General features: G+C 43.4%; 14 protein-coding genes. 1 reads left to right on the top strand and 13 read right to left on the bottom strand.

Annotated elements, in window-relative coordinates; genetic code table 11:
• Window positions 1-2 precede the first annotated feature (2 nt).
• From fbaA to gatC, 10 genes are all read right to left on the bottom strand, one after another.
• Window positions 3-1,055, bottom strand: coding sequence for a class II fructose-bisphosphate aldolase (gene fbaA, locus P0106_RS05000; protein WP_473730520.1), 1,053 nt, complete (start codon window positions 1,053-1,055; stop codon window positions 3-5).
• Window positions 1,056-1,153: 98 nt separating this feature from the next.
• Complete coding sequence (locus P0106_RS04995; RefSeq protein ID WP_004573640.1) at window positions 1,154-1,513, bottom strand: chorismate mutase; 360 nt, start codon at window positions 1,511-1,513, stop codon at window positions 1,154-1,156.
• 7 nt (window positions 1,514-1,520) lie between these two features.
• On the bottom strand, window positions 1,521-2,018 hold the full coding sequence (locus P0106_RS04990) for an Lrp/AsnC family transcriptional regulator (protein ID WP_004114142.1): 498 nt from the start codon (window positions 2,016-2,018) through the stop codon (window positions 1,521-1,523).
• Between the two features lie 432 nt (window positions 2,019-2,450).
• The gene (rho, locus tag P0106_RS04985) at window positions 2,451-4,445 is read right to left on the bottom strand and encodes a transcription termination factor Rho (protein ID WP_473730519.1); all 1,995 of its coding nucleotides are present in this window, start codon (window positions 4,443-4,445) and stop codon (window positions 2,451-2,453) included.
• Window positions 4,446-4,624: 179 nt separating this feature from the next.
• Window positions 4,625-6,241 (bottom strand): NAD(P)/FAD-dependent oxidoreductase, encoded by a 1,617-nt coding sequence (locus tag P0106_RS04980; protein WP_004114139.1) that lies wholly within the window; start codon window positions 6,239-6,241, stop codon window positions 4,625-4,627.
• A 103-nt stretch (window positions 6,242-6,344) separates the two neighbouring features.
• The gene (locus P0106_RS04975; RefSeq protein WP_004105898.1) at window positions 6,345-6,659 is read right to left on the bottom strand and encodes a DUF2469 domain-containing protein; all 315 of its coding nucleotides are present in this window, start codon (window positions 6,657-6,659) and stop codon (window positions 6,345-6,347) included.
• Window positions 6,656-7,579, bottom strand: a complete 924-nt coding sequence (locus P0106_RS04970; RefSeq protein WP_004114137.1) for a GNAT family N-acetyltransferase — start codon at window positions 7,577-7,579, stop codon at window positions 6,656-6,658. The genes P0106_RS04975 and P0106_RS04970 overlap by 4 nt, the downstream gene beginning before the upstream one ends.
• Before the next feature lie 221 nt (window positions 7,580-7,800).
• Entirely contained in the window at window positions 7,801-9,300 is a 1,500-nt protein-coding gene (gene gatB, locus P0106_RS04965) for an Asp-tRNA(Asn)/Glu-tRNA(Gln) amidotransferase subunit GatB (RefSeq protein WP_004116355.1), read from the bottom strand.
• A gap of 32 nt (window positions 9,301-9,332) precedes the next feature.
• Window positions 9,333-10,874 carry an Asp-tRNA(Asn)/Glu-tRNA(Gln) amidotransferase subunit GatA gene (gene gatA, locus P0106_RS04960; RefSeq protein ID WP_020760446.1) on the bottom strand — a complete coding sequence of 514 codons (1,542 nt, stop codon included), beginning with the start codon at window positions 10,872-10,874 and terminating at the stop codon, window positions 9,333-9,335.
• Between the two features lie 3 nt (window positions 10,875-10,877).
• The gene (gene gatC / locus P0106_RS04955) at window positions 10,878-11,174 is read right to left on the bottom strand and encodes an Asp-tRNA(Asn)/Glu-tRNA(Gln) amidotransferase subunit GatC (RefSeq protein WP_004114131.1); all 297 of its coding nucleotides are present in this window, start codon (window positions 11,172-11,174) and stop codon (window positions 10,878-10,880) included.
• 500 nt (window positions 11,175-11,674) lie between these two features.
• On the opposite strand from gatC, the gene vly reads away from it, so the two are divergent.
• The gene (gene vly, locus P0106_RS04950; protein ID WP_004573633.1) at window positions 11,675-13,225 is read left to right on the top strand and encodes a cholesterol-dependent cytolysin vaginolysin; all 1,551 of its coding nucleotides are present in this window, start codon (window positions 11,675-11,677) and stop codon (window positions 13,223-13,225) included.
• 129 nt (window positions 13,226-13,354) lie between these two features.
• On the opposite strand, the gene P0106_RS04945 is transcribed toward vly, so the two are convergent.
• The 3 genes from P0106_RS04945 to P0106_RS04935 form a co-directional block, all read right to left on the bottom strand.
• Entirely contained in the window at window positions 13,355-14,344 is a 990-nt protein-coding gene (locus P0106_RS04945; protein WP_473730518.1) for an ABC transporter permease subunit, read from the bottom strand.
• Window positions 14,341-15,360, bottom strand: a complete 1,020-nt coding sequence (locus P0106_RS04940; protein ID WP_004573631.1) for an ATP-binding cassette domain-containing protein — start codon at window positions 15,358-15,360, stop codon at window positions 14,341-14,343. Before P0106_RS04940 ends, P0106_RS04945 begins: the two co-directional genes overlap by 4 nt.
• 132 nt (window positions 15,361-15,492) lie before the next feature.
• Window positions 15,493-16,299 carry a TrmH family RNA methyltransferase gene (locus tag P0106_RS04935; protein ID WP_004116368.1) on the bottom strand — a complete coding sequence of 269 codons (807 nt, stop codon included), beginning with the start codon at window positions 16,297-16,299 and terminating at the stop codon, window positions 15,493-15,495.
• Between the last annotated feature and the right edge of the window lie 19 nt (window positions 16,300-16,318).

Genomic DNA, 16,318 nt, shown 5'->3' with positions numbered 1-16,318 from the left:
ACTTATAAGGCTTTACCGGCAGAGCCAAGCTGTACACAGGCTTCAACAACACGCTGAGCCATTGCTTTTTCTGCCTCTTTGCCCCAAGACCTTGGGTCGTAGAGTTTTTTGGCTCCAACTTCTCCGTCGATTTTAAGAACTGAGTCGTAGTTGTGGAACATGTGATCTGCTATTGCTCGAGTAAACGCATATTGCGTGTCTGTATCGATGTTCATTTTTACTACGCCGTAGCTTACAGCTTGCGCAATTTCTTCGGGAGTAGATCCAGAACCTCCATGGAATACCAATAAGAATGGTTTTGTTGGCACACCAAACTTGCGATTAAATAAATCAAGCTTGTACTTGTTGTATACAGCGCTTTGAATGTTGTCTAGCAACTGTGGTCGCAGCTTAACAACACCAGGCTTGTATGCACCATGCACATTGCCGAACGTAAAAGCAGCCATATATCTTCCGCTCTCTGCCAAACCTAATCGTTCAACTACTCGCATAGCGTCCTGCGGCGTTGAGTATAGTTTTTCATCAATGTCTGCTCTATGACCGTCTTCTTCGCCTCCCACGGCCCCAATTTCAATCTCTAACACCGTATGAGCCTTCGCCGACGCCTCAAGCAATTCTTCCGCAACGTCTAAATTGTGTTCAAGCTTAACTGTGGATCCGTCCCACATATGCGACTGGAAAATCGGCTCTTTGCCGTGCGCAACTTGATCTGCCTCATAGGCTAAAAGTGGCTTAATCCAATCATCTAAATAGCTTTCTGCACAATGATCTGTGTGCAATGCAACCGTAATGTTTGGGTATTGTGCAGCAACTTGATGTGCGAATTGAGCAAATGCGATTGATCCAACAACGCGATTATTTACGCACTGTCCCGAAAAATACGCGGACCCCCCAACGGATACTTGAATAATTCCGTCGCTTTGCGCTTCTGCAAATCCTTGTAGTGCAGCATTTAAAGTCTGCGTGCTAGTAACATTAATTGCAGGGTAGGCGTATCCACCTTTGCTGGCGGCATCAAGCATTTGTGCGTAACGTTCAACGGTTGCAATAGTCATATTTTTATTATGACTCTAAGCGCGCATATTTTTTATATTTTGCTAGATTTTTTACTAAATTTGACTAGATTTTTGATTAAATTTGTAGCTATTTTTAACTATTTCTGGCTATCTTTTATTTCTTGATGGCGCTTTTTTGCGGCAGCTACAACAAAATGTAAATATTCGAGCGCAATTTCTTCTTTTAATCCAGATTCTTCAGCAATTTTTTTAAGTCGATTTGCTTGGCGATTTTCTCTAGATTTATCTTCCGCAGCAAGATTTGCGCGAGCTTTTATTTCTCCGACTTTTTCCGTAACTTTAAAACGCTCTGCAAGAAGTGAAACAACTGCATTGTCAATATTGTCAATCGATTGACGCAACGCAAAAATCTCGCTTATTGAATCGTTACAATCATTGCAACTCGGTTCAATCTGATGCTTACGCGCGCCAACCGATTCTTTAGGAAATTCACACATATTACTTCTAGTCGAAATAAGTCTGCAAAACCATAGTTGTTTCTGTGCTAACTGGCACAATCCTATGAATCGTGTTAATTAGCTCTTCTAGCTTGCTAGGTGTAGCAACACGAACTACGAGCATGAAACTTGGGCTTCCAGTGATAGAATAGCAGGCTTCAATACCTTCAATATCTTTCAACTTGGCTGGAACAGATGCTTCTTGCTCAAAGTCAAGAGGTGTTACAGCAACAAATGCGCTTACTGGCAAGCCTCTGCGCTCATAGTCAATCAACGCACGGTAACCAGTGATAATTCCTCTGCGCTCAAGCTTTTGTACTCTAGATTGTACGGCAGAAACCGATAATCCAGATGCTTTAGCTAGTCTGGTTAATGTTGCACGACCATCATGTTCAAGAATATCTACAATAATCGCATCTGTAGAATCTATAGGAGCAACTGTGCTCACATTAGCGTTCAAGCCAGAAGGAATATTATTTTCAATCTTATGAGAGTTTCCTGTCATACGACCTCCATCCTCATACAGCGCATCTTCCTGAATACTGTTGTAGATTTCAGATTGCGCTACCCTGCAGTCTCTTCAATCGTATCGTATTTTTTAACGAAAAAGAACAAAATTATATAAAAAATCACGGTTTTTCACATTAAATATCAAATGTTTATAGGAATAAACTTTTGACAAGTAATTATAATTATTTAATTTTTATTATTTGCATACGCATTATCAATAGTAAAAATTACCAAGAATAGTGTATTTTATAGGAAAATAATTATATATAAACGTATATTTTTTTATTTTAAAACACAAAATTAGTTTGTAATAAAAACAGTATTAAAAAATAAACAATAAAAATTACCCCTCGATTGATCAAACCAAGGGGTAATTAAAGTGTATTTTTTAAAGTTATATTTATAAAATTACACGAACATAACCTACTTAAGCAGCGGTTGCTGGCGACCCGCCATTTGTAGAGTTATTCGCTTGCTGCACAATCGCCGCAAGAAAATCGCGATTCGACGCAGTTTTCTTTAAGCGTGGCACCAAAGTCTGATAAGCCTGCTCTGGCTCAAGTCCGCCAAATAGTCGCCTCAAGCGATAAATAATAGGCAATTCTTGAGCAGGAGTAATCAACTCTTCGCGGCGCGTGCCAGAAGAATTAATATCCACTGCTGGGAACAAGCGCTTATCTGCCAAATCGCGACTCAAGCGAAGCTCCATGTTTCCAGTGCCCTTAAACTCTTCGAAAATAACTTCATCCATCTTTGAACCAGTTTCCACTAAAGCGGAAGAAATAATAGTCAAAGAACCGCCATTTTCAATGTTTCGCGCGGCACCAAAGAACTTTTTAGGAGGGTAAAGCGCCTGAGCATCCACGCCACCAGAAAGAATACGACCAGATGCAGGAGCAGCAATATTGTATGCACGAGCAAGACGAGTCATAGAATCAAGAAGAACAACAACATCTTGGCCAAGCTCTACAAGCCTCTTAGCACGCTCAATCGCAAGCTCCGCAACAGTAGTGTGGTCTGATGCTGGACGGTCAAATGTAGAAGAAATAACCTCACCCTGAACAGTGCGCTCCATGTCGGTAACTTCTTCTGGACGCTCGTCTACAAGAACAACCATCAAATGCACTTCTGGATTATTAACAGCAATCGCGTTCGCAATATTTTGCAAAGTGATTGTTTTACCAGCCTTAGGAGGCGAAACAATCAAACCACGCTGACCCTTACCAATAGGAGCCACAAGGTCAATGATTCTGCCAAGCATACGATTTGGCGTAGTCTCCTGCTTTAAGCGCTCTTGCGGATACAAAGGCGTGAGCTTAGCGAATTGTGGACGATTCTGAGCATCTTCTACGCTCATGCCATTAATGCTGTCAACGCTTTGCAAAGGAACAAATTTTTGGCGCTGATTCCTACGATCACCTTCGCGAGGAGCACGAATAGAGCCTTGAACAGCATCTCCCTTGCGCAAACCATACTTTTTGATTTGGCTCATAGAAACGTAAACATCATTTGGACCAGGCAAATATCCAGAAGTGCGCACAAACGCATAAGATTCAAGCACATCTACAATACCAGCAACTGGAACAAGCTCTTCTTTTGGTTCCTCTCTACGAGAAGCTGATTCACGAGACTCGTGGTCTTCACGAATATCATTGCGATCAGAACGATCATTCCTCGTAGGGCGATCTTCACGCTCTAAATGATCAGAGCGATCCGAGCGGGAATCGTAATCATCTCTATCGCGTCCACGGCCACGCATACGGCGTTGATACCTGTCATTCCTATCTGAATGCGTATCATAATCGTCATCACCATTAGAACGCGAAGCTCCGCGTTGCCTGCGAGATTCAGAATCACGATTTGCGTTAGAATCAGAAGACTTTTCACTTGGCAAAGTAGCAAGAATCTGATCTAGATCATCTTCCGCATCATCTGCATCATCCGAATTATTTCCGCGATAATTATCTTTAAAATCAGACTGACGACGACGCTGAGATTGATTATCACGCGTAAACTCACGACGACGCCTAGACTTACTGCTTCTATTTGAATCAACAGAATCATCAGAATCAGAAGATTCAACAGAATCAGGCAAGCCGAGATTTTCTAACAAATCCTCATCGGCAGACTTGCGAGCAGACTCACCACTATCGTCATCAAAATTGCGGCGCGACCTAAAAGATGAAGATGAATCGTATTTAGACTCATCCTCATCATTAAGCGACGAACGACTATCCCTAACAATGCTTTTAGGAACATGTACGCTAACTCCTGCTGGCGCATCCCCACCATTGCGCGCAGCGGTAAGCGTAGCAATCAAATCCGGCTTACGCATTGTAGACGTACCGCGCAAGCCCATTTGCTTCGCAAGATCCTTAAGCTCAGAAAGCTTCATATCATCAAGATTTTGGCTTGTTGCCACAGTTATACCTTTCCCTAACCCCAAGAAACAAACTACTTGGAGCTTTACATGGAAGATTTCGGAAAAATCCGTTGTGAATACAACGATAAGCACATAACAATGTGACTTAATCGCTGATAAATGTATGCTACTACACTCATGCGACTCACAACAACACGGCGTGGCAAAAAGAAAAAACGCTACTTCTTTTCGTGATATGACTTTTCTGTATTAACAGACCAAACATTATCTTTAGACTGTTTTCCACTGTTAATATTAGACACGGCTTCAATAGCAGTAGCCATAGAATGATCCTGATTATTGTAACGATGCTGACCATTTCTACCAACACAATACAAGTTACCAAAACCATCCAAATACTTAACAAGCTCAGGCATCTGAGCATAAGTATCGAAGTAAGCTGGATAAGCCTTTGGAACACGCTCACGATGCGCATCCAAAACATCATCTTCGCCATCAATAACCTGCATACGAGTAAGCTCATCAATCGCAGATTTACGAGCCTCTTCGTCGCTCATATTCCAAAAATCATCGCCCTCATTGCAGAAGTATTCAAGACCAATCCACACAGTGTTGTCAACATCCTTAACGAGATATGGGCTCCAGTTGTTAAAGATTTGCAAACGACCAACTTTGTATCCTGGATCCTGCACATAAATCCAGCAATCAGGCACAATAGGAGGGTTACCTAACGTTGGAATATCAGTCGTATTACGCAAACGCATACGCTTAACAAGAAGTCCAACGGTTACGAAATCACGGTAAGGCAAGCCTTTAGCAACTCGTTGTAATTCGGCTGGAACCTGCACAGACTCATTTCCTTCGGCGCCATGCTCAATAGCTGCAACCAAATCTTTTATTGGCATAGAAGAAATAAACTGATCCGCATGAAGTTCTTGCTGCAAACCATCTTGATTTTCAACGACAACACTAGAAATTTTACCGTCGCACTGTTTAATAGCAACAACTTTTGCATCTGTTAAAACAGTAGCGCCATTTTCACGGCAACGACGTTCAACAGTCTCCCAAAGCTGACCAGGACCAAGCTTAGGATACCAGAATTCTTCAATCAGTGAAGTTTCAACTTCCTGATTTGCCTTCTTTTTCGGCATAAGCTTAGAGAAAGCATTCTTTAAAACTTCAACAATGCTCAAACCCTTAACTCGCTGAGCACCCCAATCTGCAGAAATCTGACTTGGATGCCTTCCCCAAAGCTTCTCGGTATAGCCCTCAAAGAACATAGAATACAGCTTTTTGCCAAAGCGATTAATGTAGAAGTTTTCGAGGTTTGTTTCTGGCAACTTGTGAATCATAGACCAAAGGTAGCTAAAACCAACCTTCATAGTAAGAACAAAGCCCATAGAGCGCAAAGTAGACGCAGAAAGAGAGATAGGGTAGTCGAAGAAATGATGATTCCAGAAGATTCTAGAAACGCGATGACGCTTAAGCATAACCTCATCTTCGACTTCTGGGTCTGGGCCGCCATTCTCTAAATCGTGGTGTCTGCCAAGTTTTTTGTCGTCGTAAGAAGGAGCGCCTTGAAGTGGCAGCATATCTCGCCACCATTGCATAATTCGATCATCTTTAGAGAAGAATCGGTGACCGCCAATATCCATGCGGTTTCCGTTGTATTTTACAGTGCGAGAAATTCCGCCAAACTCTTTAGATGCTTCAAGAACAGTTACATCGTAGCGGCTAGCTCCGCCATCTTTTACAAGCTCCCATGCAGCCGTCAACCCTGCCGGACCGCCACCAATAATCACTACAGATTGTTTCTGGGATTGTGTATCAGTCAATTTTCCTCCATACCTAAAAGACGCTTTATAAAGTCAAAATCGCAAAATTGCAAGCACGTATCTATATTAAAATCTAAACATAAGCTTTACTAGCATACTCTTATCATGCGATAGATTCTGGAATATCGATATCTGTTTTCTGCACTTCTTCCACATTTACGTCTTTAAACGTAACAATACGAACGTTTTTCACAAACCGCGAAGGGCGGTAAACGTCCCACACCCAAGCGTCTGTTAATTGCACGTCAAAATACACATCTTGACCTGCAGAACGCACGTTAAAATCCACCTTGTTTGCCAAATAGAATCGTCGCTCAGTTTCTACAACATACGTAAAAAGCTTAATAACGTCACGATACTCCTTGTACAACGCAAGCTCGGCGTCAGTTTCGTAATTGTCGAGATCTTCAGCGCTCATCGCTTCCCTTCCGCATTATTGCCATTAGTGTTACGCTTACGACCGCGTCCTATAATACGCCACCATGCACGTTTAGAAGAATCTTCTTTGACTGTAGCCGCATTATACGGCCACGATTCGTCGGAATTATCTTTGCTAACAGGTATTGCAATTGAATGCTCATGCGCACTTAGCGCTTCACAAACACCAGGATTATCTTCAATAACGTGCAGACCAAAAGCGTCTAAAGAACGAATGGCATCATATTCATCTACGAGAGTGTCCATAACAACAAAATCTTGATATTTTTGATTTTGTGAATCCCACAAAGCATCTCTAGCTGTTCCAGTTTTTACAAAACCAAGAGACTGATAAACAGAAAGAGAACGCGTATTCGCTGCTGGAACACCAACCCAAATCCTATGCAATGCTAAACCAACTGTGTCTGGAGCAAAACCATACGTCATAACTCTAGGCATTGCATCTCTAGAATACCCACGACCCCTATAATCGCGTCCTAGAATCACCTGAATTCTAGCGGATTTAGACCAACCATCAATGTCGATCAAAAAAATCATTCCAATAATATCGCCATTGGTATTTTTAGCGTCATCAATAAGATCTGGCACAATTGACCATGCGATTGTTGGGCGTGATTGAGCATCTCCAACAACCCCAGCATAATCAGACATACTTTTATCATTATTGCCCAAAGACCACTGCACAGAACGCTCAACCCACGCATGAACCATAGCACGTTCAGATTGTGAATCCTTGCCAGTTATAACAGCCGCACCATCAAAAGCATGTAATGAATCCATCCTCGCTAAATCTTCGATGGTTGCTTGCCTAAGACGAGCCATCTCGCCGCGTATTGACGGAATTACAATACTTTCTGGTAACTCTCGAGAGTTTGTAGAGTCAGCATTGACTTCCTGCATATTCACCTGTTTCCTGTACCTAATTGACCTTGCGTTACAAAAAGTTCTACAAAAAGCATAAGCAAAATACAAATGCGTAAGCAACTACAATATAAGATTACACTTTTTGCACTCTACACAATGCTATAAAACACAAGGTTAAAACGCAAAGCATAAAATGCAAAAAGTGCATCTATAAACTATTCTTTTCTAGCTAAATTTTAATCTAACTAAAATTTAAATCAGCCTTTAATCTTTGCCATCACGATCTTAGTAACAGCCTTAGCATCAGCCTGACCTTTAGTCGCACGCATAACAGCGCCAATAATTGCGCCCATCGGCTTCATATTTCCAGCCTTAAGCTTTTCTGCAACTTCAGGATCAGCAGCAAGAGCAGCGTCAACAGCAGCTTCCAAAGCGCCGTCGTCGTTCATAACCTTGAATCCGTGCTTCTTAACAACTTCATCAGGCTTACCCTCGCCAGCCAAAACGCATGCAACAGTTTGCTTAGCGAGCTTATCGTTAAGATTGCCATCTGCAATTAGCTTTTCAACTTCAGCCACATCTTGCGGAGTAATAGGCAATTCTTCCAAAGTCACGCCACGAGTGTTTGCTTCGCGAGCAAGCTCACCAAGCCACCACTTCTTAGCACCAGCAGCACTTGCACCAGCCTTAACGGTTTCTTCAACCAAATCAAGAGCATCCGCGTTAAGAATATCTCGCATTTCAAGATCGCTAATACCCCATTCGCTTTGCAAACGGTTACGGCGCTCGCGAGGCATTTCCGGCATTTCGGCCTTCATGCGCTCAATATGCTCTTTAGTTATATGAAGCATAACCAAATCAGGATCTGGGAAGTAGCGATAATCGTCAGCATCCGACTTCACACGACCGCCAGCAGTAGTCTGAGTTGCTTCATCCCAGTGACGAGTTTCCTGCAAAATCTCGCCACCTTCGCTCAAAATAGCAGCCTGACGACGAATCTCATATTGCAGCGTCTTTTCAATACCGCGGAATGTGTTCACATTCTTAGTTTCGGAACGCGTACCAAATGGATCAGTCGACTTGCGACGAAGCGAAACGTTCACGTCAGCACGCATATTGCCCTGCTCCATACGAGCGTGGGAAATGTTAAGAGCGCGAACAATATCGCGAATAGCACGCATATAAGCACCAGCAATTTCTGGAGCGCGGCTACCCGCACCTTCGATTGGCTTAGTTACAATCTCAATTAAAGGCACGCCTGCACGATTGTAATCAACCAAAGAATGATTTGCGCCTTCAATACGACCGTCAGCACCGCCAACGTGAGTATTCTTGCCAGCATCATCCTCAATATGAGCACGTTCGATCGGCACGCGGAACACGGTGCCGTCTTCCAGCTCAACGTCCAAGTAACCGTTGCCGTTAGTAGGCTTATCGTACTGGGAAATCTGGTAATCGCGAGGCATATCTGGGTAGAAGTAGTTCTTACGAGCGAACTGGCTCCACTCAGCAATCTCGCAATGCAACGCTAAGCCAAGCTTAATCGCGTAATCAACTGCAGTCTTGTTTACAACTGGCAAAGAGCCTGGCAAACCAAGGCTTACAGGAGTTAGCTGAGTATTTGGCTCGCCACCAAAAGATACTTCTGCTGGGCAGAACAGCTTTGTGCGCGTGCAAAGCTCAACGTGAGTTTCCAAGCCGAAAACTGGGTCAAATTGCTCCACAGCATCGGCGTATTTCATAAGTTTTTCAGCCATGAGAATCCTTCTTACTTAAGCTTTATTTCACTTTACTTAGCCAATGAATCGAGCCAACCAGCTTTAAGCGACTTCCAGATTGGGCCACTCCACTTTTCTTCGAGCGCTGCTTCCAACGCTGCTGCAGGCTTGTACATCTTTTCATCATGGCATTGCGGAGCAATAATCTGAATACCAACAGGCAGGGCATCGTCGCTTAAGCCAGCTGGGAGGCTCAAAGCTGGAACGCCAGCCATGTTTGCAGGAATCGTAGCAATATCGTTCATGTACATGGAGAGTGGATCGTTCATCTTCTCGCCAAACTTAAATGCCGTTGTAGGGCTTGTTGGAGAGACTAGAACATCTACCTTATTAAACGCTTCTTCAAAGTCGCGAATAATAAGCGTACGAACCTTTTGCGCAGAGCCATACCAAGCATCGTAGTAGCCGGCGGAAAGTGCGTAAGTGCCAAGAATAATACGGCGCTTTACTTCGTCGCCAAAGCCAGCTTCGCGAGTTGCAGCCATCATGTTTGCAGCAGTTTGAGGCTTGTCTGCTGGTGGCATTACGCGCAAACCGTAGCGCATGCCATCGTAGCGAGCCAAATTAGAGCTAACTTCGGAAGGCATAATAATGTAGTAAGCAGCCAAAGAATAAGGGAAATGAGGGCAGGAGACTTCTGTTACTTCTGCGCCCATATCCTTAAGCAATTGCACAGCCTCATTAAAGCGTGCTTCAACGCCTGGCTGGAAGCCTTCTCCGCTAAGCTCTTTAACAAGACCAACCTTTACGCCCTTCAAATCACGGCGAGCACCCTCGCGCGCAGCCTGAGCCATTGGAGGAACAGGAGCAGGAATCGAAGTTGAATCGCGCTTATCGTTGCCGCCAATGATTTCCTGCAAAAGTGCAGAGTCAAGAACGGTACGAGAAACAGGGCCAATCTGATCAAGCGAGCTTGCCATGGCGATTGCGCCAAAACGGCTAACTCCGCCGTAAGTTGGCTTTGCGCCAACAGTACCAGTTAAAGCGCCTGGCTGACGAATAGAGCCGCCAGTATCTGTACCCAAAGCAATAGGAGTCTCGAATGCAGCAACAGCAGCTGCAGAACCGCCGCCAGAACCGCCAGGAACGCGCTCAGTATCCCAAGGGTTGCAAGTGGTTTGGTAAGCGGAATGCTCGGTAGAAGAACCTTGAGCAAATTCATCTAGGTTAGTCTTGCCAAGAATTGGCATGCCAGCTGCCTTGAGCTTTTCAATAACAGTAGCATCGTAAGGTGGAACCCAGCCTTCAAGAATCTTAGAGGCTGCAGTAGTTGGAATGCCCTTAGTAACAATCATGTCTTTAATGGCAATTGGAACACCTGCAAGCTCAGGCAATCCTTCAGTCTCACCCTTAGCGTTCTTAGCATCAAAAGCATCTGCCTGCTCAAGAGCAATATCTGCAGAAACATGCAAGAATGCTTTGATTTCTGGTTCGGCTGCTTCGATTACTGCCAAGTGAGCTTCAACAAGTTCGCGGCTAGAGACTTCTTTAGCTTTTACAGCCTTTGCCATATCGGCAGCAGAAAGCTTTACTAAATCTTGAGTATTAGTCATGTTTTATTCCTCCCCCAAAATTCGAGGTGCTACAAACATGCCAGACTCACTTCTAGGAGCGCCAGAAAGCGCTTCTTCTTGAGTCAATGGCGTAGCAGGCTCGTCTGGGCGCAAATACGCTTCAAGAGGTACTGGATTTGCAGTAGGTGGCACATCTTCGCCAGCAACTTCCTGCACTTTGTTAATAGATTCTGCAATGACGTTTAATTCGCCTTGCAAGCGACTGATTTCTTCGTCGCTTAAAGCAATCTGGGACAAAACACCCAAATGCTCAATTTCTTCGCGTGTGAATGTAGGCATAACCTCAACTATATGTGTGATGCGTGACCTTCTTATAGAAGAAAAAAGCAATATTGATAAAAGATTTACACACGTTACTGTAGAAATATTTTCCCAATTTTAGAACATGATTGTCGATCCATATTTTCTAGGGAAAATTATGTGTAATATTAAAAAAATTTTATTAGTGAGACAATAAGCGAAATAACAATTATTGTCACATACAGTTTTCATAAAATTAACGAGTATAAAATATGTGAAAACGAAGGTCTATGCATGTCAACACGCCATGAAATGTAAATAATTCAATAAAAGAATGTTGGCATTCCAACCTTCTTCATACGTTTATTTGCAGAATAAAAAAATTTGTTTTATTTCACTATCCCAGAAATAAAAAAGCATGTAATAATAAGATGCTATGAGATATTAAGCTAATGTAGCGAAGCATGCCATGCATAGAAGCAAATAAGTTACGGTATCTCATAAAAAATAACAGAAAATATCATAATATAAGGATACATATGAAGAGTACAAAGTTCTACCGTAATGCAGCAATGTTGCTCCTCGCGGGCGCAACTATTGTTCCACAATGCTTAGCAGCACCAGCAATGGCCGCTCCTTCCGCTAAGGATTCTGAACCAGCTACATCTTGCGCAGCTAAGAAAGACTCGTTGAATAATTATTTGTGGGATTTGCAATACGATAAAACAAACATTCTCGCCCGTCATGGCGAAACCATTGAGAACAAATTCTCCAGCGACAGCTTCAACAAGAACGGTGAATTCGTTGTTGTTGAGCATCAGAAGAAGAACATCACCAATACAACTTCAAATTTGTCGGTTACTTCCGCCAACGATGATCGCGTATACCCAGGTGCTCTTTTCCGTGCTGATAAGAATTTGATGGACAATATGCCAAGCCTGATTTCTGCAAACCGCGCTCCAATAACGTTGAGCGTTGATTTGCCGGGATTCCACGGCGGCGAAAGTGCTGTAACTGTTCAGCGCCCAACCAAGAGCTCTGTAACTTCCGCAGTGAACGGCTTAGTTTCTAAGTGGAATGCACAATATGGAGCAAGTCATCATGTTGCAGCTCGCATGCAGTACGATTCTGCAAGCGCACAAAGCATGAACCAGCTCAAGGCTAAGTTTGGTGCTGATTTTGCCAAGATTGGTGTTCCGCTGAAGATTGATTTCGATGCAGTACACAAGGGTGAGAAGCAGACTCAAATTGTGAACTTCAAGCAAACTTACTACACCGTAAGCGTTGATGCACCAGATAGCCCAGCAGATTTCTTTGCTCCTTGCACTACGCCAGACAGCTTGAAGAACCGTGGCGTTGACAACAAGCGCCCACCAGTTTACGTGTCAAACGTAGCTTATGGTCGCTCAATGTACGTAAAGTTCGATACCACCAGCAAGAGCACTGATTTCCAGGCTGCGGTAGAAGCAGCAATTAAGGGCGTAGAAATCAAGCCAAACACCGAATTCCATCGCATTCTCCAGAATACTTCTGTTACTGCAGTGATTCTTGGTGGCAGCGCTAATGGTGCAGCTAAAGTTATTACAGGCAATATCGATACGCTTAAGGCTTTGATTCAGGAAGGTGCAAATTTGAGCACCTCTAGCCCAGCGGTTCCAATTGCATACACCACTTCCTTCGTCAAGGATAACGAAGTAGCAACTTTGCAATCCAACAGCGATTATATTGAAACGAAGGTTTCTTCTTATCGCAATGGCTACTTGACTTTGGACCACCGTGGAGCTTATGTAGCTCGCTACTACATCTACTGGGATGAGTACGGCACCGAAATTGACGGCACTCCTTACGTGCGTTCTCGCGCTTGGGAAGGCAATGGTAAGTATCGTACAGCTCACTTCAACACCACTATTCAGTTCAAAGGAAATGTACGCAATCTACGAATCAAGTTGGTTGAAAAGACTGGTTTGGTTTGGGAACCATGGCGCACAGTATATGACCGTTCTGATTTGCCACTAGTTCGTCAGCGTACTATTAGCAACTGGGGCACAACCTTGTGGCCTCGCGTTGCTGAAACTGTAAAGAACGACTGAATTCATAAATAGAAAAATAGAAAAGTAAACACAGGAAAGGGCTTTATCTTGTAGTCAGTTACGAGATAAAGCCCTTATTGTTTTTGCAAAATATTATTTGCAGAATATTTAAATATTTTAGATATCGCGCTAAATATCGCGATGCTTTTCCACAACGTGGCCAATTGCATACATGACTACGCCCCAAGCAAGAACCACCAAGCCTGATTGCCACCATGTAAAAACATATGCGTTTGGTGGAAGCTGTGCACCCGAATTAGGGGAGCCGCCCAAGAATTTCTCCACCGCTGTGGCTGGCAAAAGCTGTATAAGTATTGAATTCCACTTCGCGAAATTGCTTGCAAACATAATAATGCTAAGAACACTAGGCAAAATCATCACGGCTCCAATAACGCACATAATTCCGCCAGCAGTTGACTTGCAAATCATGCCAAAGCCGTACGCCATTGCTGCTACAACAACCATAATTGCAGGAGCGCCAAGAAACAGCGTAAGAGGCAATTTCCACGCGTTGCTTCCAGATAATCCAGAAGTGTTGTCTCCTATAAAGGCTAATTCTGCAGCGCCTAGCGAAACTGCCATTGCAATAAGTTGCACTACAAAAACGTAGATTGCAACAGCAATAAATTTAGCCGTAAAGAACATACCCCTTCTAGGTACAGCAGTAAGAGAAGCCTGAATCGAAGTTGTAGAATGCTCCGCGGTTACAGCAAGCACTGCAAAAATCGCTAGAACAATCAAAGATACAGAAGCAAAACTAATAACTAAGTGGAAAATGCTATCTTGAGATGCAATAAGGCTACTTTTATTGCTCGGCCCAACAGTAATTGCAGCGCTTGATTTGCCTTGATTTGCTCCATTCTTAATGTCAACTTTAGACATTGCTTTTTGCACAATCGCTATAATAAAGCTAAAGATTACTGGCAAAACAATTGTTAATGCCATGCACCACCAGGTGGATGCAAGTCCGCGCAACTTAACAATCTCGGATTTAAGCGTGTGCATAAATGTTAGGCGCAAGTGTTGAGCGTTCATGCTGCGGCCTGTTTTGTACGCGTTGGATTGGTGTGCGTTGAACTCAGAAGATTGCACTTGTTGATTTGCTACTTGCTCACTCATTTTGCACTCTCCTCATTATTAGATTGCTCTACGTTTTGTTCACTCGGCTTTTGTTCACTCGGCTTCGAGCCGCTGCTAGGAACAGCCTTCGTTACATACTGCTCTTGACCGTGTGTAAGAGCCAAATATGCTTCCTCAAGTGACGCGTGCTCGTAATTAAGCTGATATACCAAAATTTGATTATCCGCAATTTCTCGCGCAATCTGACTTAGTTCGCAATCTGTTATTCTAAAAAGTTCGCCTTCTTGAACGTCTTGAGGTGTGCGATTATCTGGCAAAATCTTGCACTCAGGATGATTTTGAGCAAGCACTTGCTTTAGCTTTTCGCCTTCTGGAGTTACAAGTCGCACAGCGTGCTGCGAATGTGCGTCAACAAAATCTTGAACCGTTGTGCGCTTCAAAATCTCGCCATGCGCAATAATCACAAGGTTATCTGCAGTAAGCGCAACTTCGCTCATTAAGTGCGAGCTAAGAAGTATTGCACGGCCTTCGCTTGCGTAATACTTGCATAATTCACGAACCCACTTAACGCCTTCTGGATCTAAGCCGTTAATTGGCTCGTCCAAAATAAGATTGTGCGGATCTGCTAAAAGAGCCGCCGCAATGGAAAGACGCTGGCTCATACCAAGCGAGAAAGATCCTGCTTTGCGGGTTTTAACACTTGATAATCCAGTAATATCAATCACTTCGTCAACGCGCTTTTTTGATATTCCGTGAGTTAAAGCCAATGAATACAGGTGATTGTAAGCCGTACGGCCCCTGTGAGCAGACTTTGCGTCAAGAACTGCGCCAACTTCTGTCATTGGGGATACGATTTTTGCGTAAGGTTTTCCGTCAATAAGAGAAGTACCACTATTGGCATGAATAAGATTTAACGCGCAACGCATGGTGGTAGATTTACCAGCGCCATTAGGTCCTAAAAAGCCTGTGACTTTGCCGTCTTCGGCGACGAAAGAAACGTCGTTAAGCGCTGTTTTTGCGCCGAAACGCTTTGTAATATGTTGAAATTCTAACATAAATTAACAATATCACAAATAAAAAAAAATACACCTAAAATGTAAGTGTTTATGAGTACAGGCTGCTGCATTTTGATTAATATTTTTGTTGAGATCTTGCTGATGAAATTTTAATTAATCTCTTATTAAGATTCAGCAATTTGGTGCTGCATGTTGCGCAATCCACGCGTGCATGGAAACAGCTGCGGCTGCTCCTGCGTTTAGCGAGCGAACAGAGCCAAATTGCGAAATGTAAACAACGTCATCCGCCATTTTTAGTGCTTTTTTAGAAAGACCAGGACCTTCCGCGCCAAAAAGCATAAGGCAACGTTTAGGGAACTTGTAGGTTTCCATAGCAACTGCGCCTGGAATAATATCGAGCGCTATAACGCGAGCGTTTTTAGCGTCTTGTTCCTTGATATTTGCGATTTTTTCGGCTTCTTTATTGCCATCTGCTTGTGCTTTAAGCAAAAGTTGATGCGCTTCTTCTGTTTCTCGTGCTATATTTTCGCGCCAATTAGTTACTAGAGTTTCAATAGTTGGGCAGCACTCAACGTATTGGTAAAGCTCAGTCATTAACGAGCCTTTGCGATTCCATTTATGAGGCCCTACGATATACACTTTTTTCGCAGTAAACGCGTTTGCAGTGCGAACCATAGAGCCTATGTTGAAATCGTGAGTCCAATTTTCTACAGCTACTTCAAACTCATGACGGCCTTTAGAATCGAGATCCGCTTTTATATCTTCTACTTTCCAGTATCGGTAGCAATCTAAGACGTTACGCTGGTCGCCTTCGTCTAGTAATTCAGCGCTAAACCGCACATCGTAATTTGGCGATTCTGGATTATCTGGACGAGGCTCACCTGGATGTTCTTCTTCCCATGGGCCAACTCCTATAGGTCGGAATTCTGGCTCATCGGAAGCTTTTGCAGCCAAAGTAATTGGATTCGGTTCGTGCATGTATAAGTTTTGCTCCGTT

The organism is Gardnerella sp. c11Ua_71, assembly GCF_055818025.1.
The sequence above is the reverse complement of the archived record's forward strand: the minus strand, read 5'-3'. Positions and strand labels throughout refer to the sequence as shown.